We start from the raw sequence: 24,987 nt of genomic DNA, 5'->3' as shown, positions 1-24,987 counted from the left end.
CAAAAAGTGTTCGCCTCAGATGTTGTAATAATATTTATTATCTTTTTTGATGTTAGTTTTATTCTTTTTGGAAAGGAAAAGAATGTTAAAAAGGATTCAAAAATCCTCGATGCAATTATGAATATAATATTCGTAATTATTGTTGTATGTATTCTCTTTCCTTGGTTACCAGGGTTATTATTCTATATATTTGGTTTTTTAGCATTACATGTTATTCCATATTAAGTATTAAGTAATTTCTATACCTTTAGTCAATCTCATATTGACAAGCTTACTATGTAAGATTAAGGGACTTTGCGCTTAAATTACCCCCAACAAAGTGAGTGAAGAAGGATTTCAAGTTATGGTTTTGTCTTTATCTATCCTTAAAAAAAGCTTTAATGATTTTTTAAGCGCTAGAATGCTTTTAATCAATCTTGGCCCTATCCTTTTAAGTCTAGCGTTTTTTGGAGCTGTTTTTTATTACAATGGCGCAAGTATTGTGGGTTATTGCCAAACTTTATTACCGCAATCTTTGAATGACTATTCCCATTCTCAAGGCTTTTTTGCTAGTATGTTCGCATGGGTTTTTAAAGCGTTAGTGTATTTTCTTGTTTTTTGGATCGTGATTCTTTTGAGTTTGGTCATCAATATTTTTGCATCCATTTTTTACACCCCTTTAGTAATCTCTTATTTACACCAAAAATATTATCCCCATGTTGTTTTAGAAGAATTTGGCTCTATTTTTTTTTCTATTAAATATTTTTTAAAATCGCTCATTTTTATGCTTTTATGGATGGCGGTTTTAACGCCCTTTTATTTCATTCCCTTTATAGGGGTCTTTGGGGTCTTTTTTTCCATAATTCCGCATTTTCTTTTTTTCAAAAACACCATGAGTTTGGATATAGCCAGCATGATTTTTAACCATCAAAGCTATCAAAATTTACTCAAACAGCACCGGTTAAAACATTATCGTTTCTCGTTTTTTTGCTATCTTTTTTCCTTAATCCCTTTTTTTAATCTTTTTGCCACTTTATTGCAAACCCTAATGCTAACGCACTACTTTTTTATCCTTAAAGAAAAAGAATGCTAGATTTCATTCAAGAGCTTAGCACCCCCCATGTTAGGGATTTTTTCTTGTTGTTTTTAAGGGTTAGCGGCGTGCTGTCTTTCTTCCCTTTTTTTGAAAACCATTTAGTGCCTTTGTCGGTGCGTGGGGCTTTGAGCTTGTATGTGAGCGCGATTTTTTACCCCACTTTAGAGTTTTCAAACGCCGCTTACACGCCAGAGGGTTTTATTATTGCTTGCTTGTGCGAGCTGTTTTTAGGGGTGTGCGCGTCTATTTTTTTACAAATCGTCTTTGCAAGCTTGGTGTTTGCAACCGATAGCATCAGCTTTTCTATGGGGCTTACAATGGCGAGCGCGTATGATCCTATTTCAGGATCGCAAAAACCCATTGTAGGGCAAGCCCTTTTATTGTTAGCGATTTTAATTTTATTGGATTTATCGTTCCACCATCAAATCATTTTGTTTGTGGATCACAGCTTAAAAGCCGTCCCTTTAGGGCAATTTGTCTTTGAGCCAGCGTTGGCTAAAAACATTGTCAAAGCCTTTTCGCATTTGTTTGTCATAGGGTTTTCTATGGCGTTCCCTATTTTATGCTTGGTGTTATTGAGCGATATTATTTTTGGCATGATCATGAAAACCCACCCTCAATTCAACCTGCTTGCTATCGGGTTTCCGGTTAAAATTGCTATCGGGTTTGTGGGCATTATTTTAATCACTTCGGCTATCATGGGGCGTTTTAAAGAAGAAATCAGTTTGGCGTTTAAAGCCATTAGCAAAATCTTTTAAAGGATCAATATGATTAGTTTTAAAGAAGCTCTAAAAATCCATTCTAGCATTCCCCTAAAACCCTTAGAAATAGAGGTTATCTCTTTGTTTGAAAGCATAGATCGCATTCTGGCAGAGGATATTATTTGCATTCACGCTTTGCCTAAATTCAATCAAAGCGCAATGGATGGCTATGGGTTTAAGATGCAAGATTTAGGCCAAAAAACTCAAGTCGTTCAGCGCATCTTTGCCGGGGATGATGTGAGCGCTTTAGAAGTTAAAGAGAATGAATGCGTTAAAATCATGACTGGAGCGATGGTGCCAAAGGGAGTAGAAACGATTGTCCCTATAGAATGCATGCTAGAAAGCCATGAAAATTTTGCCCTAGCTCCCAAAGATTTTAAAATAAACGCCAATATCCGTCAAAAGGGCGAAAACGCTTCTTTAAACAGCGTGTTAGTCCCTAAAAATACCCGTTTGAATTACGGGCATATCGCGCTCATTGCCTCTCAAGGGTTCAAAGAAATCAAAGCGTTTAGAAAATTAAAAATCGCTTTATTTAGCAGTGGCGATGAATTAGTGCCTTTAGGGCAAAACGCCCTAGAATGCCAGGTTTATGATGTGAATTCAGTGAGTGTTTTTAACATGCTTAAAAACTACAACACGCATTTTCTAGGGGTTTTAAAAGATGACAAAAATTTACAGCTTAAAATACTTGAATTGCAAGACTATGATGTCATCCTTTCAAGCGCGGGGGTGAGTGTGGGGGATAAAGACTTTTTTAAAGACGCCTTGAAAGAAAGAAACGCCCTTTTTTATTACGAAAAAGTCAATCTCAAACCTGGAAAACCGGTAACTTTAGCCCAACTCAATCAAAGTATTATTATAGGTTTGCCGGGTAATCCTTTAAGTTGCTTATTGGTTTTACGAGTTTTGATTCTACCCTTATTGGAGCGCTTATCTTTAAATAAAGATTTTAAGCTAAAGCTCTTTAAGGCTCAAATCAATGCCCCTTTAAAGCTTAAAGGCGAACGCGCGCATTTAATTTTAGGCAACTATTCAAACCACCAATTCATTCCTTACAACAACAACCGCTATGAATCAGGAGCGATTCAAGCCCTTGCGCGAGTGGATTCTATCGCTTTAATTGATGAAGGAGTGGGATTGGTTCAGGGCGAAATTGAAATTTTAAGGTTTGAAAATTAAAATGGCTTTCAACAATGCTATAATGACAAGTTTAAAACCCCACTCATAAAGGTTCTGTTTGTGGATAACTACACCTATAGCGAATTGTTAAAAAGCTTGCAAAACAAATGCGATAATATCGCTTTAATCATCAAGCCTGAAAAGATCAAACAAGAATTAGAACGCATTGAAAAAGAGCAAGAAGACCCTAATTTTTGGCAAGATGTCTTAAAGGCTAGAGACACCAATAAAGAAAAAGTGCGCTTGAACCGCTTGCTAGAAACCTATCAAAAAACCAAAAATTCTTTAGATGAAAGCGTGGAATTGTTTGAGCTCGCTCAAAACGATAACGATGAGACTACTTTATCCTTGCTCTATGAAGAGGCTCCTATTTTAGAACACAGCGTCCAAAAAGTGGAAATTGAAATCATGTTAAGCGGTGAAAATGACGCTTCAAACGCTATTATCACCATTCAGCCTGGAGCGGGGGGAACAGAGAGCCAGGATTGGGCGAGTATTTTGTATCGCATGTATTTGAGATGGGCAGAAAGAAGGGGCTTTAAAAGCGAGATTTTGGATTATCAAGATGGCGAAGAAGCGGGCATTAAAGGGGTCGCCTTTATCATTAAGGGCGAAAACGCTTATGGCTATTTGAAAAATGAAAACGGGGTGCATAGGCTTGTAAGGATTTCGCCCTTTGATGCGAACGCCAAACGGCACACGAGTTTTGCGAGCGTGCAAATTAGCCCTGAATTAGACGATGATATTGATATAGAAATTGATGAAAAAGATGTCCGTTATGATTATTACAGAGCCAGTGGGGCAGGCGGTCAGCATGTCAATAAAACAGAAAGCGCGGTTAGAATCACGCATTTCCCTACCGGCATTGTGGTGCAATGCCAAAACGACAGGAGCCAGCATAAAAACAAAGCGAGCGCGTTAAAAATACTTAAATCCAAGCTTTATGAATTGGAATTAGAAAAGCAGCAAAGCAGCGCCAAAAATGAAGAAAAAAGCGAGATCGGCTGGGGGCATCAAATAAGAAGCTATGTCCTAGCCCCCTACCAGCAAGTCAAAGACGCGCGCTCCAATATTGCTTATAGCAATGTGGAAGCGATACTAGATGGCGATATTGATGCGATTTTAGAGGGCGTTTTGATTGCTAAAGCTTAAGTGCGCTAAAATGACAGCTAAGAATTATGGTTAAAAACGCTTTTTAAAACCAATTGGCAAGGAACAACAATGACACAAGAAGAATTAGACGCTTTGATGAATGGTGGCGATTTAGAAAATTTGGAAGCCTTAGAGACTAAAGAGGGAGCTAAAGAGGTTAAAGAAGAGGCTAAAGAAGAAAGCTCTAGCCAAAAAATGACCGTCAAAAAAGAAGACGCTGAAAAATACGGTAAGATTAGCCCCAATGAATGGCCTCCCCCTCCCCCCACTGAAGAGCATAAAGTCGTGCATCAATTAGACGATGTTACAAGAGATTCTGAAGTGAAAGCCACGCAAATTTTTGATCAATTGGATTTGATTGGGGCTAGTGCTGAAAAGATCGCTAAAATGGTTAAAAAAATCCAAGAACCTTTGCAAAAACACCAAGAAATTTTTGACAATTTGCATGGCCATTTCCCCCATGTGGAATCTTTTAAAACCGCACTCAATGAGCAACAAGAAATCCTAAACGCCCTTAAAAGCATTGAAGAAGAAGCCGCTAATTGCTCTGATAGCTCCATGCAAGCGATGGATATTATGCAGTTTCAAGACATCCACCGCCAAAAAATTGAACGAGTGGTCAATGTCATGCGAGCGCTCAGCCAATACATGAATTCGCTTTTTGAAGGCAAAATTGATGATTCTAAGCGCGTGAGTTCAGCAACTTTTATCACCGGCGATGACGATAAAGATTTAGCCAGCGCGGACGATATTGAAGCCTTGATCGCTTCTTTTGGAGCCAAGTAGTTTTGAGTCAAGTTGAATTACTCTCTCCAGCTGGTAATTTAAAAAAACTTAAAATCGCTCTCAACTATGGGGCTGATGCGGTTTATGGGGGAGTGAGCCATTTTTCTTTACGCAATCGCGCAAGCAAGGAATTTACTCTAGAAACTTTCAAAGAAGGGATTGACTACGCCCATGCGCTAAATAAAAAAGTCTATGCGACCATCAATGGTTTCCCTTTCAATTCACAGCTCAAACTTTTAGAAGAACATATTCATAAAATGGCAGAATTAGAGCCAGACGCTTTTATTATCGCTGCGCCTGGTGTGGTGAAACTCGCTTCAAAAATCGCCCCGCATATCCCTATCCATTTATCCACGCAAGCGAATGTCTTAAATTTGCTAGATGCGCAAGTGTTTTATGATTTAGGGGTTAAACGCATTGTGTGCGCTAGGGAATTGAGCCTGAATGATGCGATTGAGATTAAAAAAGCCTTACCCGATTTGGAATTAGAAATCTTTGTGCATGGGAGCATGTGCTTTGCCTTTTCAGGGCGTTGCTTGATTTCGGCCTTACAAAAGGGGCGCGTTCCTAATAGAGGGAGTTGCGCGAACGATTGCCGGTTTGATTATGAATATTACGTGAAAAACCCTGATAACGGCGTGATGATGAGATTAGTTGAAGAAGAGGGCGTAGGCACGCATATTTTTAACGCTAAAGATTTGAACCTCTCTGGCCATATCGCTGAAATTTTAAGTTCAAACGCCATTAGCGCGCTTAAGATTGAAGGGCGCACCAAGTCCAGTTATTACGCCGCGCAAACCACGCGCATCTATCGTTTAGCGGTTGATGATTTTTACCATAACACCTTAAAGCCGAGTTTTTATGCTAGCGAATTGAACACGCTTAAAAACAGGGGTTTCACGGATGGCTATTTGATGCGAAGGCCTTTTGAAAGATTGGATACTCAAAACCACCAAACAGCCATTAGCGAAGGGGATTTTCAAGTCAATGGCGAAATCACAGAAGACGGGCATTTTTTTGCATGCAAATTCACCACGACCACTAACATTGCTTATGAAATCATCGCTCCCAAAAATGCGGCTATCACGCCCATAGTCAATGAAATTGGCAAGATTTACACCTTTGAAAAACGCTCTTATTTAGTGCTTTATAAAATCCTTTTAGAAAATAACACCGAGCTAGAAACTATCCATAGCGGGAATGTGAATTTAGTGCGACTGCCCGCACCCTTGCCGGCTTTTAGTTTTTTACGCACCCAAGTCAGAGTCTAAAAATGGCGTTTAGAGATTGTTAGGGATTAAAAACGATTAAGAGAAACGCATGCCATTAGAAACGATCACGCTCGCTCGTATTTATGAAGAACAAGGGTTTTTTGAAGAAGCGTTGCAAATTTATACTAATATTTTAAAAAAAACCCCTGACCATGCAGAGGCGTTAAAGCAAATGAAGCGTTTGGAAAAAATCCAAAAAAATTGCGCTCCTTTCAAACACGATGCATTGTTAGAGCGGCACTATTTGAATTTTATCAAAGGGGATTTTTTGAGCGTTGAGAATTTGGAAAAATGGCTGGTAGAATGGAATTGAAAAACATTATTTCAGAAACCCTTAATGAAATTGAGAAAATGGCTAAAACCATTGATGATGGTTTTAATACGGCACAAAAAACGCCCTCTTTTTTCAAAACGCCCTCTCATTTGCAAAACACCACAAAAAATGCTAACACCCTTTTAGAGCCAAAAAACGCTGCTAAAATAGAAACGCAAGAAAAAATCACAGAAGAAAATACAGAAGAAAAAGAAGAAGAAGCAAAAGAAATCATTACAGAAGAAATCGCGCAAGAAACCCCCACGCAAGTGTTAATTCCAAACGAGCGGGTTTTTTTAAAAGGCTTATTAGAGAGAACCTTAGTGTTGTTTAAAGGCATGCAAGCTTTAGAAGAAAAAGAAGCCATGAAGCGTTTGGATTTGGTGGCGCGTTTCTTGCAATACCAATTGAGTGCGCTTGAAAAACGATTAGAATCTTTGGAGCGAGAAAACACAGAGTGAAAAATGAGCAAAGGAATTTTTTAAAAACATTAAAAAATAAGACTTTAATTTTCAATATTCCATGAAAACAAAGCCTTAATTCCATTAATAACTATGATAATGTTTTGAATTTTTATTTTTAAGATATTTTCAAGGTATCTTTAATAATAAAATGCTAGAATTAGTCCCTTAAAATATTAACAAAGTTAATCGTTTTTAAAGTTGCAAAAATCATTGAAGGAGTTAATTGAAGTATGATAGAAGTTTTAATGATAGAAGATGATATAGAATTAGCCGAGTTTTTGAGCGAGTTTTTGCTCCAACATGGCATTCATGTAACCAATTACGATGAGCCATATACTGGCATTAGTGCGGCTAACACACAAAATTATGATTTGTTGTTATTGGATTTAACTTTGCCTAATTTAGATGGGCTTGAAGTGTGTAGGCGCATCTCCAAACAAAAACATATCCCTATTATTATTTCTTCAGCAAGAAGCGATGTGGAAGATAAGATTAAAGCGCTAGATTATGGGGCTGATGATTACCTCCCTAAACCCTATGATCCTAAAGAATTATTAGCTCGCATCCAATCGCTACTCAGGCGTTCTCATAAAAAAAAAGAAGTGAATGAGCCAGGCGATGCGAATATCTTTAGGGTGGATAAGGATAGCCGAGAAGTGTATATGCATGAAAAAAAGCTAGACTTAACTAGGGCTGAATATGAAATCCTTTCGCTTCTCATTAGCAAAAAAGGTTATGTGTTTAGCCGTGAAAGCATTGCGATTGAGAGCGAGAGCATCAACCCTGAAAGCTCTAATAAAAGCATTGATGTGATCATTGGCCGTTTGCGATCTAAGATTGAAAAAAATCCTAAACAACCGCAATATATCATCTCTGTTAGAGGGATTGGTTATAAATTAGAATACTGATATTCTAATAAGGAGTTAAGGGGTTTTGCGTTTCTCTATCTTTTTTAAAGTTATCGCTTTGTTTATGGTAACGCTCTTTAGTTTTGGAGCGTTCGCTTACTATTTCGTGTCTTCTCAAATCAATCACGAAAACTATCAAAACGAAGTGCGTCATTATCAGTTTGTTACCACTATCAATGAAATTTTAAATAACTACTCTGATTATAGAGCCATAGAAGATTATCTCTATAAAATTGGTTTTAGAGAAACCACAATAGAAAATTTAGAAAAGATTTTAGCCAAAAGACGCCACCAGTTGCACCATAGAAATATTGGGTATGCTGAAGTGTTTAAATTCAGCGATATGGTTTTTATCCTTTTAAAAAAGGATGAGCATTTTGTGCTTTATAAAGATTTGCATTCGGTTTCTTACAGGAATTATTTCTTAGCTATTACGGTGGGTTTATTATTGATTTTATTCCTCTTTTTATTTGTTTTGCAGAGTTTATTGCCCTTAAGAGAGTTAAGATCTCAAGTGAAACGCTTCGCTCAAGGGGATAAAAGCGTGAGTTGTAAAAGCAAGCAAAAAGATGAAATAGGGGATCTGGCTAACGAATTTGACAATTGCATCCAAAAAATCAATGCGATGAATGAATCTCGGGTTTTATTTTTGCGCTCCATCATGCATGAATTACGCACCCCTATCACTAAGGGCAAGATAATAAGCTCTATGCTCAAAGAAGAGCTGTCTTACAAACGCTTTTCATCCATATTTGATCACTTGAACATGTTGATTGAGCAATTTGCCCGCATTGAGCAGCTCGCTTCCAAAAATTATGGGAGCAATAAAGAAAAATTTTTAATGAGCGATTTGATAGACAAGATTGAAAAAATGCTTTTAATTGATGAGGATAAAAAAAGCCCTATCCATGTATCCTCTTCAAATTACATCATTGAAGCGGATTTTGAATTGTTTTCTATAGCGTTAAAAAACATGGTAGATAATGCGATTAAATACAGCGATGACAAACAGGTGTTTTTGGATTTCATAGGAAATAATTTAGTGGTGTCTAATAAAAGCAAACCTTTAAAAGAAGATTTTGAAAAATATTTGCAACCCTACTTCAAATCTTCTAACCCCAGCCAAGCCCATGGTTTTGGGTTAGGCATGTATATCATTAAAAACGCTTTAGAGGCTATGGGATTGAATTTGAGCTATCATTACAGCAATGGAAGAATTTGTTTCACTATCCATGATTGCGTTTTTAATAGTTTTTACGATTTAGAAGAAGATGATGAAGAGCTACCCCCCCCCCCCGAAAATTTGAAAGAGGTGAGCGGAATGAAGGGGATAGAAAAAGCCAATTGTGGGGTTAAAGAAAAACAATAAAGAGAGAACATGTTCAAACGATTGAGAAGATTACGAAGCAACGAAAACTTAAGAGCGATACTAAGAGAAACGCGCCTGAATATTGATGATTTCATCGCTCCCTTATTTGTCATAGAAAGCGATAGTTGTATTAAAAATGAAATCAGTTCCATGCCTGGCGTTTATCAAATGAGTATAGAGTCTCTTTTAAAAGAATGCGAAGAATTAGTGGGTTTAGGCATCAAAGCCGTTTTATTGTTTGGCATTCCTAAACATAAGGACGCTACAGGAAGCCATGCGTTAAGTAAGGATCACATTGTCGCAAAAGCCACCAAAGAGGTTAAAAAACGATTTAAGGATTTAATCGTTATAGCGGATTTGTGTTTTTGTGAATACACCGACCATGGGCATTGCGGGATTTTAGAAAACGCTTCTGTATCTAACGATAAAACGCTAGAGATTTTAAACCTTCAAGGGCTTATTTTGGCTGAAAGCGGTGTGGATATTCTAGCACCAAGCAACATGATGGATGGGAATGTTTTGAGTTTGAGAAAAACGCTAGATAAGGCCGGCTATACCCACACGCCCATCATGAGCTATTCCACTAAATTTGCGAGCAGTTACTATGGGCCTTTTAGAGATGTGGCAAACTCTGCGCCGAGTTTTGGCGATCGCAAAAGCTATCAAATGGATTACGCTAATAAAAAAGAAGCGCTTTTAGAAAGTTTAGAAGATGAAAAACAGGGTGCGGATATTTTAATGGTGAAACCGGCTTTGGCGTATTTGGATATTGTTAAAGAAATCAGGGATCACACTTTGCTCCCTTTAGCGCTCTATAATGTGAGCGGGGAATACGCCATGCTCAAACTCGCTCAAAAACACAACCTGATCAACTATGAAAGCGTTCTATTAGAAACGATGACTTGTTTTAAAAGAGCGGGAGCGGATATGATTATTAGCTATCATGCTAAAGAAGTGGCTAACTTATTACAAAGGAATTGAATGGGACGAGCGTTTGAATACAGAAGAGCGGCTAAAGAAAAACGATGGGATAAGATGAGTAAGGTTTTCCCCAAGCTCGCCAAAGCGATCACTCTAGCGGCAAAAGAGGGCGGGAGCGAGCCGGACACGAACGCCAAACTACGAACGGCGATTTTAAACGCTAAAGCGCAAAACATGCCTAAAGACAATATTGACGCAGCGATTAAAAGAGCGAGCAGTAAAGAGGGGAATTTGAGTGAAATCACTTATGAGGGTAAGGCGAATTTTGGCGTGTTAATCATTATAGAATGCATGACTGATAACCCCACTAGAACCATTGCCAACCTTAAAAGCTATTTCAATAAAACGCAAGGGGCAAGCATCGTGCCTAATGGCTCTTTAGAGTTTATGTTTAACCGAAAAAGCGTGTTTGAATGCTTGAAAAATGAAGTGGAAAATTTAAAACTCAGCCTAGAAGATTTGGAATTCGCTCTCATTGATTATGGTTTGGAAGAATTAGAAGAAGTGGAAGACAAGATTATTATTAGGGGGGATTATAACAGCTTCAAACTCTTAAATGAGGGGTTTGAAAGCTTGAGATTGCCCATTTTAAAAGCGAGTTTGCAACGCATCGCCACAACGCCCATTGAATTGAATGACGAACAAATGGAGCTTACCGAAAAATTACTAGACAGGATTGAAGACGATGATGATGTGGTCGCGCTTTATACGAATATTGAGTGAAATGCAAAAAGGCTCAAAGGATTTTTAACAAAACCAACAAAAATTTTTGTTGCTATAGGCTTGTAAAATCCTATAAAAAGTTATAAAACTCCTTTTTTATTGGATTTTAACCTTATTTTGATTGAATAAAGGTTTTTGTTTTGTTCAAATATGAAAGCTTTATTCAATATTCTTTTTTAAAAAACTTGTTTTTAAGCTTTTTGATAGTTAATTTTTGTTTTGTGGTGAAGTTATTTTTTAAAGCGCATAGGGGGATTTTAAAATAACACCCCCCTTTAACCCCATTAAATCCCCTAAAGAAGTGCTTTAAAAAATTATCGCTTGTGTTTATTTGTTTTAAAACGCCTTTGAGTGTTTTTATTACCAACATGAGAACAAATCCAAACCCTAGATTTGCAGATTTTTAATCTCAATGCCCATCAATAGAGACGCTTAATCCCTATTTGATAACAAGAAAATAGAAAGATTTCTATAAGATGAGTTTTAATCATTAGCCCCTAAACTCTGGCTTATTGCGTATCATCTTGCGTGTCGTTTTGCGCGTCATCTTGCAAATCATCAGACTTCTTGCCAATCACTTCTTCTAATACCTTACAGCTACCACTAAAGCCTAGAGTGCAACCTTTCTTATAATACGAAATGGCTTTATCTAAATCCTTTGGAGTGCCCTTACCGGTGTAATACATCACCGCCACATTATGACAACCGCTCCCCCTTTTTAAATAACAACCCTTCTTATAAAGATTCAAGGCTTGCTCTCCATTTTGTCTGACATCCATACCGACTTCATACATGTATCCCAAGCTCACACAGCTCGCTCCGTCTTTTAAATGGCACCCTCTTTTAAAATTCGCAAGGGCTTTTTTCAAATCCTTCTCTACGCCTTTGGCGTTCCTATACATATACCCTACAAAGTTACAACTAATGCCGTAACTCAAACTGCAAGCGTATTTAGAAAGAGAAAGGGCTTTGGCATAATTTTGCTTAACGCCCGTGCCATTAAAATACATAAAACCCAAACTCCCGCAACTCACCCCACCCTTTAAGTGGCACCCTCTCCTATAATAATAGAGAGCCTTTGGAAGATTTTTTTGAACGCCATTGCCATCTTCATACATAGAGCCTAAACTCGCACAAGCGAGATGATTCCTTAAATTGCACCCTCTTCTGTAATAAAAAACGGCTTTTGGAATATCCTGATCCACGCTATCGCCATCTTCATACATAGAGCCCAAACTCGTGCAACCAACCCCCACCCTTAAATTACAGCTCCTCTTATAAAAAGCCACCGCTTTATGGTAATCCCCTCTCTTAAGGGCTTGATTAGCCATCTTAAAATATTTCTCACCGGTTGTAGCCACCAAATAACTGGAACAACTTGCCATTAAAAATAAAATCAAAACCCACTTTTTAGTCCAACTCTTTATCATCTCATTCCTTACAAAACTAAGCCAAGGCTCACACAAAGAAAAATCAGTAAAACCCCAATCTAATTGGTTATTATAGTATAATATTGTCAAAAAATAAATTCAACTTTGGATTAAATTTAATTAAAAACCTATTTTAGGAAAACCACTTAAAATGAGCATTATTATTCCTATTGCCATCGCTTTTGACAATCATTATGCCATCCCGGCTGGCGTGAGCTTGTATTCCATGCTAGCTTGCACTAAAACAGAACACCATGATAAAAAACTTTTTTATAAAATCCACTGCCTTGTGGATAACTTAAGCCTTGAAAACCAGCACAAACTAAAAGAGACTCTAGCCCCCTTTAGCGCTTTTATTAGCGTGGATTTTTTAGATATTTCAATCCCTAATCTTTACACCCCTTCAGTAGAACCCTCTGTGATTAATAAAATCCATGAAGCTTTTTTGCAACTCAATATTTACGCTAAGACTCGCTTTTCTAAAATGGTCATGTGCCGTTTGTTTTTGGCTTCTTTATTCCCGCAATACGACAAAATCATCATGTTTGATGCGGACACTTTGTTTTTAAATGATGTGAGCGAGAGTTTTTTTATCCCGCTAGATTCTTATTATTTTGGAGCGGCTAAAGATTTTTCTTCTCCTAAAAGCCTTAAACATTTCCAAACAGAAAGGGAGAGAGAGCCTCGCCAAAAATTTTCTCTCTATGAGCATTACCTTAAAGAAAAAGACATAAAAATCATTTGTGAAAACCACTATAATGTTGGGTTTTTAATCATGAATCTAAAGCTGTGGCGTGCTGATCATTTAGAAGAGCACTTATTGAACTTAGCCCATCAAAAAGGCCAGTGCGTGTTTTGCCCTGAACAGGATCTTTTAACGCTCGCATGCTATCAAAAAGTTTTACAATTACCTTATATTTACAACGCCCACCCTTTCATGGCCAATCAAAAACGCTTCATCCCTGACAAAAAAGAAATCGTCATGCTGCATTTTTATTTTACAGGAAAACCTTGGGTTTTACCTACTTTTTCGTATTCTAAAGAATGGCATGAGACTCTTTTAAAAACCCCTTTTTATGCTGAATATTCCGTGAAATTCCTTAAGCAAATGACAGAATTTTTAAGCCTTAAAGACAAACAAAAAACCTTTGAATTTCTTGTCCCCCTACTCAATAAAAAAAACCCTTTTAGAATATGTCTTTTTTAGATTGAATAGGATTTTCAAACGCTTAAAAGAAAAATTTTTTAACTCTTAGCGTTCTCGTTTGGGCAACACGCTATAAGCGAATTTAACATAAATCGCTAAACTGATCAAAAGCACTGCCACACCAACAGCCAAATACACCGCATAAGTGATTTTATCCGGTTCGCTCACGCTGAATTTAAACACCAACATTAACGCTTCAATGGCTAATGCGATAATGATAGAGCCTAAAAACCTGATCATCGTGCGGTGGATCGCATGGTGGTTGTCCCCGCTATTTTTACCCAAAACTTCCTCTTCAAAAATCGCCTTGACCAGATCAAAGGTGGCTAAAGCTAGAGTTAAAAGCACAATGGGGTGGAACACTTCTTTAATGTCAAAACTGCTGAAATTGACAATCGCTGTCCAAAAACTAGAAATGCATTTCACAAATAAAAGCAACGACACTAAAGTGAGCATGATAGAAATCATAAAATACATGACCATGCTCCCTTCGCTAAAGGTCCTAAAATACTTTGAAGGCGAGCTGATTTCAATCGCCACCCTCAAAGGGATTTGCAAGCACACCACAAACGCCAAATCGTTATTTTGATCATACACCGGGTAAGACGCGCTCACTACCAAATGGTTTCCTTTTTTAGAAGGATAGGGGTCGGTTAAAATGCAACGCTTTTCACTCACGGCTTGATAAAAATAATACTTATCGCTAAAGTTGGCATGCGATTCTAATTCAATCCCTTCTGTTAAATCATGCTCTAATATCCCTTCCTTATGCCCCTGCTCTTTAAGTTGGCTTGGCTTAAGAATGAGCATGCCCTTAGCGTCTAACACAAAAAAACTTTTTGCCATTTTGATTTCAGCATGCATTTTTCTAATCTGTTTGTTTAAATAATCCAAAGTGATTTCAGGGAGATGGTTGCGGATATTGTGCGAAAACAAATAGGTAAGATAAGCGTATAACTCGGTGCGGATCTTGGAATATTGGACAATGTCTCTACTTAACATCAAAAGGCCTTTAAAAAAAATTTATGCGATGAATTGTAGCACTTGTTTTAAAGAATTATTTAAACCACCCCTTGAATCAATGATAAAGGAGGCGTTTTTTTCATAGAGGGCTTGGCGTTTTTCAAAAAGCTCTTTGGCTTGAGTGAGATCGTTCAAAAGGGGGCGTTTTTCTCTTTCTTTTTGATTCAAACGCTTAATCAAGGTCTCAAAATCCATTTTGAGATAAAAAGTTGTGCCTAAACCCTTAAGGTTATCATGCATCACAATGCCCCCACCGGTAGAAATAACATGGGGGGTTTTGAGCGTTTTTAATTCATCAATCAAATTTTTTTCAAACATCCTGAAATTGTCTTCGCCAAGCTCTTCAAAAATTTCTCTCACGCTCAAGCCCACCCTCTCGCTAATGATCATATCCGTATCCAACACTTCCAATTTCAAAGCAAGCCCCAATTCTTGTGCTAAAGAGCTTTTACCGCTCCCCATAAAACCGATTAAGACTAAATGCTGCATGCTTTTATTTCAATTTTAATTCATACGCCCCGTTTTTTTCTTCCAAAAGATAGCGGTATTTCCCGTCTAAAATGAGCGTGATGCGGTAATAATCTTTGTGCGTGCCGACTTTAATGTGAGAAAAAAATTTCTGGTTTAAATCCCTATTTTGATAAATATCCAAAGGGCCTTTTTGCATGTCTAACACGATTCTATAAGGATTGACTAGCACAAAAGAGCGCAAAATTTTATAAGGGGAACGCAAAATCATCGTGTTGTTTGCCATTAAAAAATCAAAATCTTGGATCTGGTAGCGTTTTTCAAAGGAGGCTTGATTAAGGGTGTGTTGGGAGAGCTTTAAGGGGTAGTGCCAATCAATGCTTTTATCAATGCCCACGACTTTAGAATGGATAGAGCCATCAATATCCTGGTAAGTGAGCGTGATTTGTTTTAAAATCCTAGCGCTCGTGGGCAAATCCATATGGATTTCTTTAAAATAACTATCATAGATCCCATTAAAGCCCCCTTGCAAATTCTTGGAATTGATTTCAGACTCAAAAGGGTTGTCTCTAGCCAATAAAACGCTTAAAACCACCACCAAACCTATCATCTTTTTTAACACTACCATTTTCCTTAAATCTAATCTCTAGGCCGTAATTCCTTCAACTCAAACAAACGCTTTTGCAAACGCACATTCTTGCTTTGCAATTCGGTGATTTCTTGTTGCAATCGTTCATGCTTGTCCCTTAAATCCAAATAAACTTCTAAAGAAGAGCCCCCAAAAAGCAACTTCCCTAAATAATACCCAAACCCAAGCAGTAAAAGGAAAAAGACAATAAGGGAGCTATGACTATAGAAAAAATCTCGCGCTTTGTTGTCTTTGATTTTATCGTTTTCAAAAAGGCCACTAGCCATGCTTAAACAACTCTTTACCGATATAAATCCCCCCTTTTAATTCATGCTCAATCTCTAAAAGGCGGTTGTATTTGGCGATCCTTTCACTCCTTGCGGTGGATCCGGTTTTAATCTCTCCCGTATTCAATGCGACTGCAAAATCAGCGATAAAGCTGTCCTCACTCTCCCCGCTTCTATGGCTCATCACGCATTGATAGGCATGGTGTTTGGCTAATCTTATGGTCTCTAAAGTCTCACTAATGGTGCCGATTTGATTGGGTTTGATCAAAATGGCGTTTGCGATGTTTTTTTCAATGCCTTTTTGCAAGAGGCTTGCGTTCGTTACAAACAAATCATCGCCCACTAACTGGATTTGACGCCCTAATTCCTTGCTTAAAAACGCCCAACCCTCCCAATCGTCTTCGCTCAAACCATCTTCAATAGACACAATCGGGTATTTTGCCACCAACTTTTTATAATAAGCCACTAATTCATGCGAATCTAGAATCTTATTTTCACCCTTTAAATGGTAATTGAAATTTTCATCCACCAACTCGCTGCTCGCTACATCTAAAGCGAGCGCTATTTCTTCGCCTAATTTATAGCCGGCTTTTTCAATGGCTTGAGAAATGACTTCAAGGGGTTCTACATTGTTGTTAAAATTAGGTGCAAAACCCCCCTCATCGCCCACGCTTGTGAGTTGATTCTTCCCATCTAAAAGTTTTTTAAGCGTGTGATAGACTTCCGCGCTCGCTCTTAAGGCTTCTTTAAAACTCTCAAACCCTAAAGGCATGATCATGTATTCTTGAAAGTCTATGGAATTATTCGCATGCGTTCCGCCGTTGATGATATTGAGCATCGGCACAGGCAAAGTCAAAGCGTTAGCCCCCCCTAAATAGCGGTATAATGGCAGATTTAAAGCCTTTGCGCTAGCCCTTGCTAACGCCATAGAAACGCCCAAAACAGCGTTCGCCCCTAAATTAGCGTAATTAGGCGTGCCGTCTAAAGCCCTTAACCTCTCATCTACAAAGGCTTGATTGATCGCTTCAAGCCCTATTAAATGGTGTTTGATCACGCTATTGACATTTTCGCATGCCCTTAAGACCCCTTTACCCAAAAAACGGGTTTTGTCATTATCCCTTAATTCTAACGCTTCCCTTTTACCGGTGCTCGCCCCGCTAGGCACAATCGCACTCGCTTTAGTGTTATCGCTTAAAATCACGCTGGCTTGAATGGTAGGATTGCCCCTACTATCCATCACTTCTAAAGCATGAATATCTTTAATGGTTAGCATCAAAATCCTTTCTATTCCATTTCTTCTAAAGGCTCATCCGGTAAGGGCATGATCTCTTCATTAGAGCCAATACTCTCTTTAATCTTAAGAGTGATTTCATCCGCTAGGGCTTTGTCTTCTTTGAGTAAGGCTTTAGCGTTTTCTCGGCCTTGCCCTAGCTTTTTATCCTGGTAGCTAAGCCATGCCCCACTCTTATCCACAATGTCTAATTTCACGCCATAATCAATGATTTCGCCCTCTTTAGAAATCCCTTCCCCAAACATGATGTCAAATTCCGCTTCTCTAAAGGGCGGAGCGACTTTATTTTTAACCACTTTGGCTTTAGCTCTGTTACCGATATGTTGTTCGTTTTGTTTTAAAGCCGCAATCCTTCTAATATCAATCCTAACGCTCGCATAGAATTTTAAAGCATTACCTCCGGTTGTGGTCTCTGGACTCCCATAACCCATCATGCCAATCTTCATCCTGATTTGATTGATAAAAATTAAAGTAGTGTTCATCTTGTGCAAAACACCGGTGATTTTTCTTAACGCATGGCTCATAAGCCTTGCTTGCAAGCCCACATGCTGATCGCCCATATCCCCATCAATCTCCGCTTTAGGCGTAAGAGCCGCTACGGAATCCACCACCACTAAATCAATCCCTCCGCTTCTGGTGATCGTTTCTAAAATCTCTAAAGCTTGCTCGCCTGTATCAGGTTGGGAAACGAGTAGATTTTCCGTATCCACGCCCAATCTCTTAGCGTAATGCACATCTAGGGCATGCTCAGCGTCAATGAACGCGCACACGCCGCCATTTTTTTGGCATTCTGCAATAATATGCAAACTTAGAGTGGTCTTCCCGCTTGACTCTGGCCCATAAATTTCAATGATCCTACCCTTTGGAACGCCCCCAATCCCTAAAGCCAGATCCAACCCTAACGAGCCTGTAGAAATAGCGTCAATCTTTTCTACTTGCTTATCCCCAAGGCGCACCAACGCCCCCTTACCAAAAACCTTATCAATTTGTTTGATCGCTAAAGAAATCGCTTTTTGTTTGTCTTCATCTATTGCCATTAAATTACCTTATTGAATTTGATTTGTTTATTCTATCAAATCCTAGCCTAAAATCTATTATAATAAAAGGACTTACCCTATCACAAAAGGATTTTACTTTGATTAGTGTCGCTCATAGCCCTGATGCTGATGATATTTTCATGTATTATGCGATTAAGTTTGGCTGGATAGATTGCCCCATTAAGAATAAAACATTCCACAATATTGCTTTGGATATTGAAACCCTAAACCAAGAAGCCCTAAAAAACACTTATGATGTGAGCGCAATCAGCTTTGGGCTATACCCTAAAATTGCGAACGACTACGCCTTGCTCCCTACAGCGACAAGCTTTGGGAATGGCTATGGGCCTAAATTAGTGAAAAAAAAGGGCGTGAAATTGAAAAAAGATTTTAGAGTCGCACTCAGTGGGGAGCACACCACCAACGCTCTCTTGTTTAAGATCTATTACAAACATGCACGCATCGCTTATATGAATTTTTTAGACATTGAAAAAGCGGTTTTGGAAGAAAAAGTGCATGCAGGCGTATTGATCCATGAAAATATTTTGGATTTCCATAATGAATTAGAAGTGGAAAAAGAATTGTGGGATGTTTGGAAAGAACTCATTAAAGTGGATTTGCCCCTGCCTTTAGGGGGCATGGCGATTAGGCGCTCTATCCCTTTGTATCGCGCGATTTTGATTAAAAAGGCTTTGATTAAAGCGGTTGAAGTCGCGCTAAAACATCAAAATTTACTCTCTGAAATGCTGTTAGAGCGCTCGCTCATTCGTGTCAATAAAGAGCAGCTACAAACCTATTTAAGCTTGTATGCGAATGAAACTTCAACGCACTTAAGCGAGATTCAAATTCTCGCCATAGACAAGCTTTTTGAATTGGGCTATCAGCATGGGTTTTATGCCAGTTTGTTAAAGACTAAAGATTGCTTGCTCACTGATGAATATTTAAAATACCGTTTTTCTTAATCCAATTCTAGTTTATGCATAAGCAAGTAACGGATCATCCCATATAATAAAAGGATTTTTAAAAAATCCACCCCCCATAAAAGGTAGTATTTGTTTTCTTGCAATTCTTGTTGTTGCAAGAAATAATAAAATCCCTCATTAATGCTTAAACTAGAGCTCATTAAGGGCAGTAACGAATTAAACGCTAATTCCAAAATAACCCCCACAAGAATGAATAACAGCCCCCCTAGTAAAAAACGCGCTTTTTTGATCCTAGCAGCGTTTAAAACGCTCAAAACAAATAAAAATTTCATTAAAACAAGCCCTAAAAACAGTGCAACGCCTATAGTTTTAGTGGGTTTTAACACAAAGGTTTTTAAAGCGGTGTGCAAGATAAACAGCACACTGGATTGCGCGTTAAAAAGAGAATAGCCCAAACGCACGCTCGCCACAAACCAGAACAAACTGAAAATAAAAAACACCATAGGGAGCAAGATTTTAGGGAGCAATAAAGACTCTAAACTAACGGGTAAAGAAAAGCTTAAAACCCCCCTTTTAGAAAAAAGCGCGTTGAGATTTTTGATCGCTCCCACACTGATTGCAATCAGTAAAAACGCCCCCAAGACAAAAAAGAGCGTGTAGCTTAGGGTGAGCATGGTCGTTTCTTCAGCGTTTTGAGAGGAAAAACAAACCGCTAAAATAGTGAGCGTTATTAAGAAATTCCCCACAACAACATTCCCTAATTGCCCCAAAGCATCATGTTTAAAAACTTTTAAAAAACCCATAACCTTATTATATCCTTTGGATAGAAAATTCAGGCTTTTTTAATGATTGAGTGTTAATAAAAAACGCTAAAGGCATTTTTTAAACGCACTACTTTAAAAAAGCCAGTTGCTCCAAAATCAATTCTTCTTTATTTTTAAAAACAAATTTAAAAAGGATCTTATAACGCCCCATTTTGTCGCTCTTTAACAAATCAAATTTTAAAGGTTCGCATGCGCTTCTACAATCAAGCGTCCCTAATAATCTGGGCTGTGATGGGCTGGGATAAAACGCTAAATACACTTGAATATTTGGCGGATCTAAAGCGGGTTTGAGCGGTTGCAATTGCGCATAAAGCGTGTTGGATTTTTCCAAAATCAAAGCGTTGTTTAAAAGGGTTTCTTGGAGTTTTTTATCCCCATGCGTGCCTTTAGAAAAATAGGGCAAAATGGGGGTTTTAGGGCTTTTAGTAAGGGGCTTTAAACCCACTAAAAAACGATAATTGGATTTAAAGTTTTCATAGGTTTTAAGCATAGCGTTAAAGTTTAAATCCACTTCGTTATGACCCTTAAAATACACTAAATCGTTTTTAGGCGAATTTTTTAGGGCAAACACCACCAAAAACACCACGATCCCAAGCCCAAGAATAAGCACGCTCATGATCCCTAAAGGCCAAAAATTTTTTTCTTTCATTGATTTTCCCTCTTAAGATTTTTTAAAAAAATAAAGCCCCAAAAACGCGCCCAAAAGCGTCAATAACAAAATATAAATGATCACCTTTACAAAAGTTACTCCCTTAGGAGCGTTAAAATTCTGCGCGATATTCACATGATATTTTTCCGCTAAAGCATCTACTGCGACCGAATAGCCGTTAATAAGCATGGCTGAAATCCTTTGGGGCGTGTATTCTTTAGCGTTTGTGGGGAGTAAGGGAGCGATTTTTTCAAAAAAGATTTTATCAGTGTCTAACAAATCTTTAGGGTTAGCCACTAATTCTATTTTTTGAGCGTCATGGTAGAAAAAGAATACCACAAAAGGGGGTTTGAGCTGTTTTAAAAAGCCCTCTTGATACTTTTGGCGTTCCTTTTTATCCGCCAAAGCGATAGGATTTTTTTCAAAATCCGTCATATCAATCGCAAAACGCACGCCTGTTTTAAGATAAAGCTCTTTAGAAACGCCCTCCACAAACGCAACGCTTTTTTCTACCAAACGCCCTTTAGCGTTATTAAAAACATAGGACTCATTAGCCCCCAAACAACAAACAAAGGCTATTACAAGCCATAAGATCCTCATGTGCTAAACAAAAACAAGTTAGGCACAAAAGAAATAATAATTGTCATTAAAATGGTCGCTACTACCATTAAGGCTAAGATTTTTTCCAAAGTGGTGAATTTCATTTTTTACTCCCTTGATTGACTAATTCATAGTTAGCCCGGTTTTGGGTGTTTTTTGTCTCTAAAGCGTTAATATCCTTATAGCGGTAATAATTGGTGGCTTGCTCTTTTTGGATATGGATCGCTTTGAGCGTAAAAAAAACGGCCACACACAATAAAATAACCACAATCAGTAAATTCCCTGCTAATCCGTTTAAAAATTTCATCTCTTTTCCTTTAATCTTCTAAGGGTTTTAGCGATTGGATAAATTCGGCTAACGCTTTAACTTGTAAATCGCTAAAGTTTTTATACTTGAATGATGGCATATGCCCTATATTGCCCTTTTTGCCATGCGTTAAGATATTTCTCAAAAAATTCTCTGTGCCGTAAGCGGTCAAATCGGCTGCAAACACTTGATTTTCTTGCAAGCCCTTACCATCATTGCCATGACAGCCTGTGCAACCCATGCTTTCAAACAATTCCTTGCCTTTATCAATGAGTTGAGGGTTTTTCGTCTTTTTAACGCTAGAAATTTCTGCCATCACATAGCTTGCGATCGCTTTAGCGTCTTTTTCGTCTAATTCCATAGCGGGCATTTCCCCAGCGAGATAATCCATGCCTTTAGAGCCATGCTTAATGGTGTCCATAATGCCCTCTTCTTTACCCCAACGCACCAGATTTTGAGCGCTCCCATGCAAGCCCTCAGCAGTGATTCCATGGCATTGCGAACAATGGACTAAAAAGATGCCTTGCCCCATATCCACCAATTCCTTTTGACCCAAATGCTTCCATTTGGCCTCAAATTTTTGGTTGTGCGCTTTAACCTCTTCATTGTATTGCCCGATTTGAGAAAAGCTATTCAGCGGATACCCAAAGAAAAAATACCAAAAAGCCCACACAATCGTGCACATAAAGCTTGCGATCCAGCCTACTGGCACATTATTGGCGAACTCCCCTATCCCATCAATCAAATGCCCGTTTCCTATAAGCTCACCTTGAGATTTGCTGTCGCGCATTTCTTTAATGAGCGAACTGGATTCATAGATGGTTAAAACTAAAATCACAAGCGCTGCAATCAAGCCAAAAACATTTATATGGTCGTTTAAAAAATCCATTTCAACTTTCCTTTATGCCCTTATCATGAACTTCTTTATGGCGTGGTTCAATCAACTCATCTTCTAAAGCATCATTTAACGCTAAATACCCGTATCGCTCATAATCCACGATGCCCTTTTTTTGCTTTCTATACATGCTAAAAATATAAGCGTACAAAAAGAGCGTAAAAAGAATGGTGAAAAACGCATACGCAAAACCTCTCAAACTTTCTAAATCCATCACTCACCCCTTATTTAGCGTTTTGATTAGCGTTGATCCTGGAATTACCCAAGCTATTCAAATAAGCGATCAAAGCCACAATTTCTAACACTTCACCTCTTTGAATGGCGTCTAGCACCCTCTTGTCTTTCATGTCGGCTGTGATTTTTTTAGCTTCTTCTAAATAGGCTTTTTTCGCTTCTTCTACGCTCCCTAATTTCACGCCGTTTTCGGTGTCATAAGGCACGCCAAAAACCTTTTTTTGCGTCAAAGCTTCTGCATAGGCGGTGTCAAAATCGCTCTTTTTTGTAAATAAATGCTTATAAGCGGGCATGATGCTGTGCGGCACAACGCTTTTAGGATCAAACATGTGCTTTTCATGCCAATCGGTTGTGCGATAATCCCCCACCCTGTGCAAATCAGGGCCAATCCTTTTAGAACCCCATAAAAATGGCCTATCATACGCATATTCCCCACTCAAACTATACGCGCCATATCGATCCACCTCAGCTTGGAAAGGGCGAATAAGCTGGGAATGGCAATGATAACAACCTTCTTGGATATAAATTTGCCTCCCCGCTGTCTCTAAAACCGTATAAGGCCGTAAGCCTTCAATCGGGCGAGCGGATTTGAAGAAGTTAGGCAAAATCTCCACCAAGCCCGCGATCGCAAACACAAAAATAAACGCAAGAGTGAAAAAGAACGGGTTTTTCTCTAAAAAACTAAACATCTCCAACCTCCCCTATCGAGACATAGGCGTGGCGTAATTGGGCTCACGCTCTAATTTTTTGCCTGCTGTGATTGTCATAAAAATATTGTAGGCAAAAATAATAAATCCAATAAAATACATAAGACCCCCAACGCCTCTAATATTGTAATAAGGGATTAACACCTTAACCGTGTCAATGAATTGGTAAGTGAGATTCCCATACTGATCCACATCCCTCCACATCATCCCTTGCGTGATCCCTGCAATCCACATGGACGAAAAATAAAGCACAATCCCTAAAGTCATGATCCAAAATTGGAAATCCACAATCCTGCCTGAATAAATCTCTCTTTTGAAAAGCCTAGGCGTCATGTGATACATGCTCGCGATTAAAGTGAAGCCTACCCAACCAAGCACGCCGTCATGCACATGCCCAATGATCCAATCGGTAAAATGCGCTAAGGCGTTCACGCTTTTGATAGCTTGAATAGAGCCTTCTAAAGTGGAAAGCATGTAGAAAGTTGAAGCTAAAACTAAGAATTTGATCAAAGGGCTTTCTTTGAGCTGGTGCCATTGCCCTCGCATCGTTAAAAGCATGTTAATAGCTGTCCCCCACGAAGGCAAGATTAACACCACTGAAAACACGCTAGAAAGGGTTTGCACCCAATCAGGCACAGTGGAATAAATCAAGTGGTGCCCGCCTGCCCAAATATAAACAAACATCAAGCTCCAGAAAGAAAACAAAGTGAGTTTGTAAGAAAAGATAGGCTGACCGCTCTCTTTAGGCAAGAAATAATAAATCGTGCCAATCACCCCACTCGTAAAGACAAAAGCGACCGCATTATGCCCCCACCACCATTGAATGAGCGCATCATTACTGCCTGAATACATAGAAATAGAATGCCAAACACTCCCCATATCAGCGACAAAATAAGTGGGGACAGAAAGGTTATTGAAGATATACATCACCGCTATACCCACATAAGTAGCGATGTAATACCATAAAGACACATAAATGGTATTCTCTCTCCTAACGCTCATGCTCCCAAACATATTAACCCCCCATAGCACCCATGCCACAACCACAATAATATCTAAAGGCCACATCAATTCAGCGTATTCTTTAGATTGAGTAAGACCAGCAAACAAGCTAATGACCCCTAGAATTAAAAGAATAATCCAAAGCCAAAAATGCAATAACCCTACAATTTTCAAAAAGGGGTGTTGGTAATAAGTGATTTTAAGCACCCTTTGACCGATATAATACCAACTCGCCCAAATCCCCCCAAGAGTGAATCCATAGATCACCGCATTCGTGTGTAAAGGGCGTAAGCGGCCAAAAACGCCATACTCCCCTGCAATGTAATTCAAGTTAGGGAAAGACAATTCAAAGGCTAACACGATCCCTATTAACATGCCTATTATCCCAAATGCAACCATCGCATAAAGAAACAATTTGCTAATGGAATAATCATAACTCAAAGGCACATTTTCTTGCATGCAATACTCCTATTTGTAGTAAATTCAACAA

29 protein-coding genes and 1 pseudogene are annotated in these 24,987 nt (G+C 38.6%); 15 read left to right on the top strand and 15 right to left on the bottom strand.

Features of this window, described 5'->3' with window-relative positions; genetic code table 11:
* Positions 1-6: 6 nt before the first annotated feature.
* The 13 genes from HPOKI112_RS08405 (at position 7) to HPOKI112_RS01050 (ending at position 10,985) form a co-directional block, all read left to right on the top strand.
* Positions 7-225 carry a hypothetical protein gene (locus HPOKI112_RS08405; protein ID WP_025275576.1) on the top strand — a complete coding sequence of 73 codons (219 nt, stop codon included), beginning with the start codon at positions 7-9 and terminating at the stop codon, positions 223-225.
* A 118-nt stretch (positions 226-343) separates the two neighbouring features.
* Positions 344-1,072 carry an EI24 domain-containing protein gene (locus HPOKI112_RS01105; RefSeq protein WP_025275575.1) on the top strand — a complete coding sequence of 243 codons (729 nt, stop codon included), beginning with the start codon at positions 344-346 and terminating at the stop codon, positions 1,070-1,072.
* The gene (fliR, locus tag HPOKI112_RS01100) at positions 1,066-1,833 is read left to right on the top strand and encodes a flagellar biosynthetic protein FliR (protein ID WP_025275574.1); all 768 of its coding nucleotides are present in this window, start codon (positions 1,066-1,068) and stop codon (positions 1,831-1,833) included. Before HPOKI112_RS01105 ends, fliR begins: the two co-directional genes overlap by 7 nt.
* A gap of 9 nt (positions 1,834-1,842) precedes the next feature.
* The gene (locus HPOKI112_RS01095; protein WP_025275573.1) at positions 1,843-3,018 is read left to right on the top strand and encodes a molybdopterin molybdotransferase MoeA; all 1,176 of its coding nucleotides are present in this window, start codon (positions 1,843-1,845) and stop codon (positions 3,016-3,018) included.
* A 60-nt stretch (positions 3,019-3,078) separates the two neighbouring features.
* Positions 3,079-4,170 carry a peptide chain release factor 2 gene (gene prfB, locus HPOKI112_RS01090; protein ID WP_025275572.1) on the top strand — a complete coding sequence of 364 codons (1,092 nt, stop codon included), beginning with the start codon at positions 3,079-3,081 and terminating at the stop codon, positions 4,168-4,170.
* Positions 4,171-4,239: 69 nt separating this feature from the next.
* Positions 4,240-4,956: a protein phosphatase CheZ gene (gene cheZ / locus HPOKI112_RS01085; RefSeq protein WP_015427397.1), complete on the top strand. Its 717-nt coding sequence runs from the start codon at positions 4,240-4,242 to the stop codon at positions 4,954-4,956.
* Positions 4,957-4,958: 2 nt separating this feature from the next.
* On the top strand, positions 4,959-6,227 hold the full coding sequence (locus HPOKI112_RS01080; RefSeq protein WP_025275571.1) for a peptidase U32 family protein: 1,269 nt from the start codon (positions 4,959-4,961) through the stop codon (positions 6,225-6,227).
* Between the two features lie 49 nt (positions 6,228-6,276).
* A complete protein-coding gene (locus HPOKI112_RS01075; RefSeq protein WP_025275570.1) occupies positions 6,277-6,540 on the top strand; it encodes a tetratricopeptide repeat protein in 264 nt (87 codons plus the stop codon).
* Entirely contained in the window at positions 6,531-7,001 is a 471-nt protein-coding gene (locus tag HPOKI112_RS01070; RefSeq protein WP_025275569.1) for a CiaD-like domain-containing protein, read from the top strand. Before HPOKI112_RS01075 ends, HPOKI112_RS01070 begins: the two co-directional genes overlap by 10 nt.
* A gap of 233 nt (positions 7,002-7,234) precedes the next feature.
* The gene (arsR, locus tag HPOKI112_RS01065; protein ID WP_015428601.1) at positions 7,235-7,912 is read left to right on the top strand and encodes an acid response regulator transcription factor ArsR; all 678 of its coding nucleotides are present in this window, start codon (positions 7,235-7,237) and stop codon (positions 7,910-7,912) included.
* Positions 7,913-7,937: 25 nt separating this feature from the next.
* Positions 7,938-9,281 (top strand): acid-sensing histidine kinase ArsS, encoded by a 1,344-nt coding sequence (gene arsS / locus HPOKI112_RS01060; RefSeq protein WP_025309592.1) that lies wholly within the window; start codon positions 7,938-7,940, stop codon positions 9,279-9,281.
* A gap of 9 nt (positions 9,282-9,290) precedes the next feature.
* Positions 9,291-10,262, top strand: a complete 972-nt coding sequence (hemB, locus tag HPOKI112_RS01055) for a porphobilinogen synthase (RefSeq protein ID WP_025309591.1) — start codon at positions 9,291-9,293, stop codon at positions 10,260-10,262.
* Positions 10,263-10,985 carry a YebC/PmpR family DNA-binding transcriptional regulator gene (locus tag HPOKI112_RS01050; RefSeq protein WP_000532125.1) on the top strand — a complete coding sequence of 241 codons (723 nt, stop codon included), beginning with the start codon at positions 10,263-10,265 and terminating at the stop codon, positions 10,983-10,985.
* 509 nt (positions 10,986-11,494) lie between these two features.
* On the opposite strand, the gene hcpD is transcribed toward HPOKI112_RS01050, so the two are convergent.
* On the bottom strand, positions 11,495-12,415 hold the full coding sequence (hcpD, locus tag HPOKI112_RS01040; RefSeq protein WP_025309590.1) for a Sel1-like repeat protein HcpD: 921 nt from the start codon (positions 12,413-12,415) through the stop codon (positions 11,495-11,497).
* Positions 12,416-12,566: 151 nt separating this feature from the next.
* Between hcpD and rfaJ the strand changes: the two are divergent.
* Positions 12,567-13,671 (top strand): annotated as a pseudogene (gene rfaJ, locus HPOKI112_RS01035) (HP0159 family lipopolysaccharide 1,6-glucosyltransferase).
* Here rfaJ and HPOKI112_RS01030 read toward each other — a convergent pair.
* From HPOKI112_RS01030 to recA, 6 genes are read right to left on the bottom strand one after another with little or no spacing between them, the layout of a single operon-like run.
* On the bottom strand, positions 13,668-14,624 hold the full coding sequence (locus HPOKI112_RS01030) for a PDC sensor domain-containing protein (protein WP_000952277.1): 957 nt from the start codon (positions 14,622-14,624) through the stop codon (positions 13,668-13,670). The pseudogene rfaJ and the gene HPOKI112_RS01030 sit on opposite strands and share 4 nt — an antisense overlap.
* A gap of 21 nt (positions 14,625-14,645) precedes the next feature.
* Complete coding sequence (locus tag HPOKI112_RS01025; RefSeq protein WP_025275564.1) at positions 14,646-15,134, bottom strand: shikimate kinase; 489 nt, start codon at positions 15,132-15,134, stop codon at positions 14,646-14,648.
* Positions 15,135-15,138: 4 nt separating this feature from the next.
* Positions 15,139-15,735, bottom strand: coding sequence for an AMIN domain-containing protein (locus HPOKI112_RS01020; RefSeq protein ID WP_025309589.1), 597 nt, complete (start codon positions 15,733-15,735; stop codon positions 15,139-15,141).
* Positions 15,736-15,752: 17 nt separating this feature from the next.
* Positions 15,753-16,028 carry a hypothetical protein gene (locus HPOKI112_RS01015; protein WP_000146233.1) on the bottom strand — a complete coding sequence of 92 codons (276 nt, stop codon included), beginning with the start codon at positions 16,026-16,028 and terminating at the stop codon, positions 15,753-15,755.
* Complete coding sequence (eno, locus tag HPOKI112_RS01010; RefSeq protein ID WP_000955622.1) at positions 16,021-17,301, bottom strand: phosphopyruvate hydratase; 1,281 nt, start codon at positions 17,299-17,301, stop codon at positions 16,021-16,023. The genes HPOKI112_RS01015 and eno overlap by 8 nt, the downstream gene beginning before the upstream one ends.
* Positions 17,302-17,312: 11 nt before the next feature.
* Positions 17,313-18,356: a recombinase RecA gene (recA, locus tag HPOKI112_RS01005; RefSeq protein ID WP_000952097.1), complete on the bottom strand. Its 1,044-nt coding sequence runs from the start codon at positions 18,354-18,356 to the stop codon at positions 17,313-17,315.
* Positions 18,357-18,454: 98 nt separating this feature from the next.
* Between recA and HPOKI112_RS01000 the strand changes: the two genes are divergently transcribed.
* Positions 18,455-19,318, top strand: a complete 864-nt coding sequence (locus tag HPOKI112_RS01000; protein ID WP_025275559.1) for a menaquinone biosynthesis family protein — start codon at positions 18,455-18,457, stop codon at positions 19,316-19,318.
* On the opposite strand, the gene HPOKI112_RS00995 is transcribed toward HPOKI112_RS01000, so the two are convergent.
* The 8 genes from HPOKI112_RS00995 to ccoN all read right to left on the bottom strand — a co-directional run bounded on the left by HPOKI112_RS00995 (position 19,315) and on the right by ccoN (position 24,956).
* A complete protein-coding gene (locus HPOKI112_RS00995; RefSeq protein ID WP_025276625.1) occupies positions 19,315-20,082 on the bottom strand; it encodes a hypothetical protein in 768 nt (255 codons plus the stop codon). The genes HPOKI112_RS01000 and HPOKI112_RS00995 overlap by 4 nt on opposite strands.
* Positions 20,083-20,170: 88 nt before the next feature.
* On the bottom strand, positions 20,171-20,752 hold the full coding sequence (locus tag HPOKI112_RS00990; RefSeq protein ID WP_025275557.1) for a hypothetical protein: 582 nt from the start codon (positions 20,750-20,752) through the stop codon (positions 20,171-20,173).
* Between the two features lie 12 nt (positions 20,753-20,764).
* Positions 20,765-21,352, bottom strand: a complete 588-nt coding sequence (locus HPOKI112_RS00985; RefSeq protein ID WP_025275556.1) for a hypothetical protein — start codon at positions 21,350-21,352, stop codon at positions 20,765-20,767.
* A gap of 100 nt (positions 21,353-21,452) precedes the next feature.
* The gene (locus tag HPOKI112_RS00980) at positions 21,453-21,659 is read right to left on the bottom strand and encodes a DUF4006 family protein (RefSeq protein ID WP_000670506.1); all 207 of its coding nucleotides are present in this window, start codon (positions 21,657-21,659) and stop codon (positions 21,453-21,455) included.
* A 10-nt stretch (positions 21,660-21,669) separates the two neighbouring features.
* Positions 21,670-22,548, bottom strand: a complete 879-nt coding sequence (gene ccoP, locus HPOKI112_RS00975) for a cytochrome-c oxidase, cbb3-type subunit III (protein WP_000346803.1) — start codon at positions 22,546-22,548, stop codon at positions 21,670-21,672.
* Between the two features lies 1 nt (position 22,549).
* Positions 22,550-22,768 (bottom strand): cytochrome c oxidase, cbb3-type, CcoQ subunit, encoded by a 219-nt coding sequence (locus HPOKI112_RS00970; RefSeq protein WP_001876875.1) that lies wholly within the window; start codon positions 22,766-22,768, stop codon positions 22,550-22,552.
* Between the two features lie 10 nt (positions 22,769-22,778).
* Positions 22,779-23,477, bottom strand: coding sequence for a cytochrome-c oxidase, cbb3-type subunit II (gene ccoO / locus HPOKI112_RS00965; protein ID WP_001847092.1), 699 nt, complete (start codon positions 23,475-23,477; stop codon positions 22,779-22,781).
* Between the two features lie 12 nt (positions 23,478-23,489).
* Positions 23,490-24,956 carry a cytochrome-c oxidase, cbb3-type subunit I gene (gene ccoN, locus HPOKI112_RS00960; RefSeq protein WP_025275555.1) on the bottom strand — a complete coding sequence of 489 codons (1,467 nt, stop codon included), beginning with the start codon at positions 24,954-24,956 and terminating at the stop codon, positions 23,490-23,492.
* Positions 24,957-24,987: the final 31 nt, after the last annotated feature.

This window comes from Helicobacter pylori oki112, assembly GCF_000600085.1.
GTDB classification, from domain to species: Bacteria; Campylobacterota; Campylobacteria; order Campylobacterales; family Helicobacteraceae; genus Helicobacter; species Helicobacter pylori_CY.
Note: the sequence above shows the minus strand (reverse complement) of the source record. Positions and strands in the feature narration are given on the sequence as shown.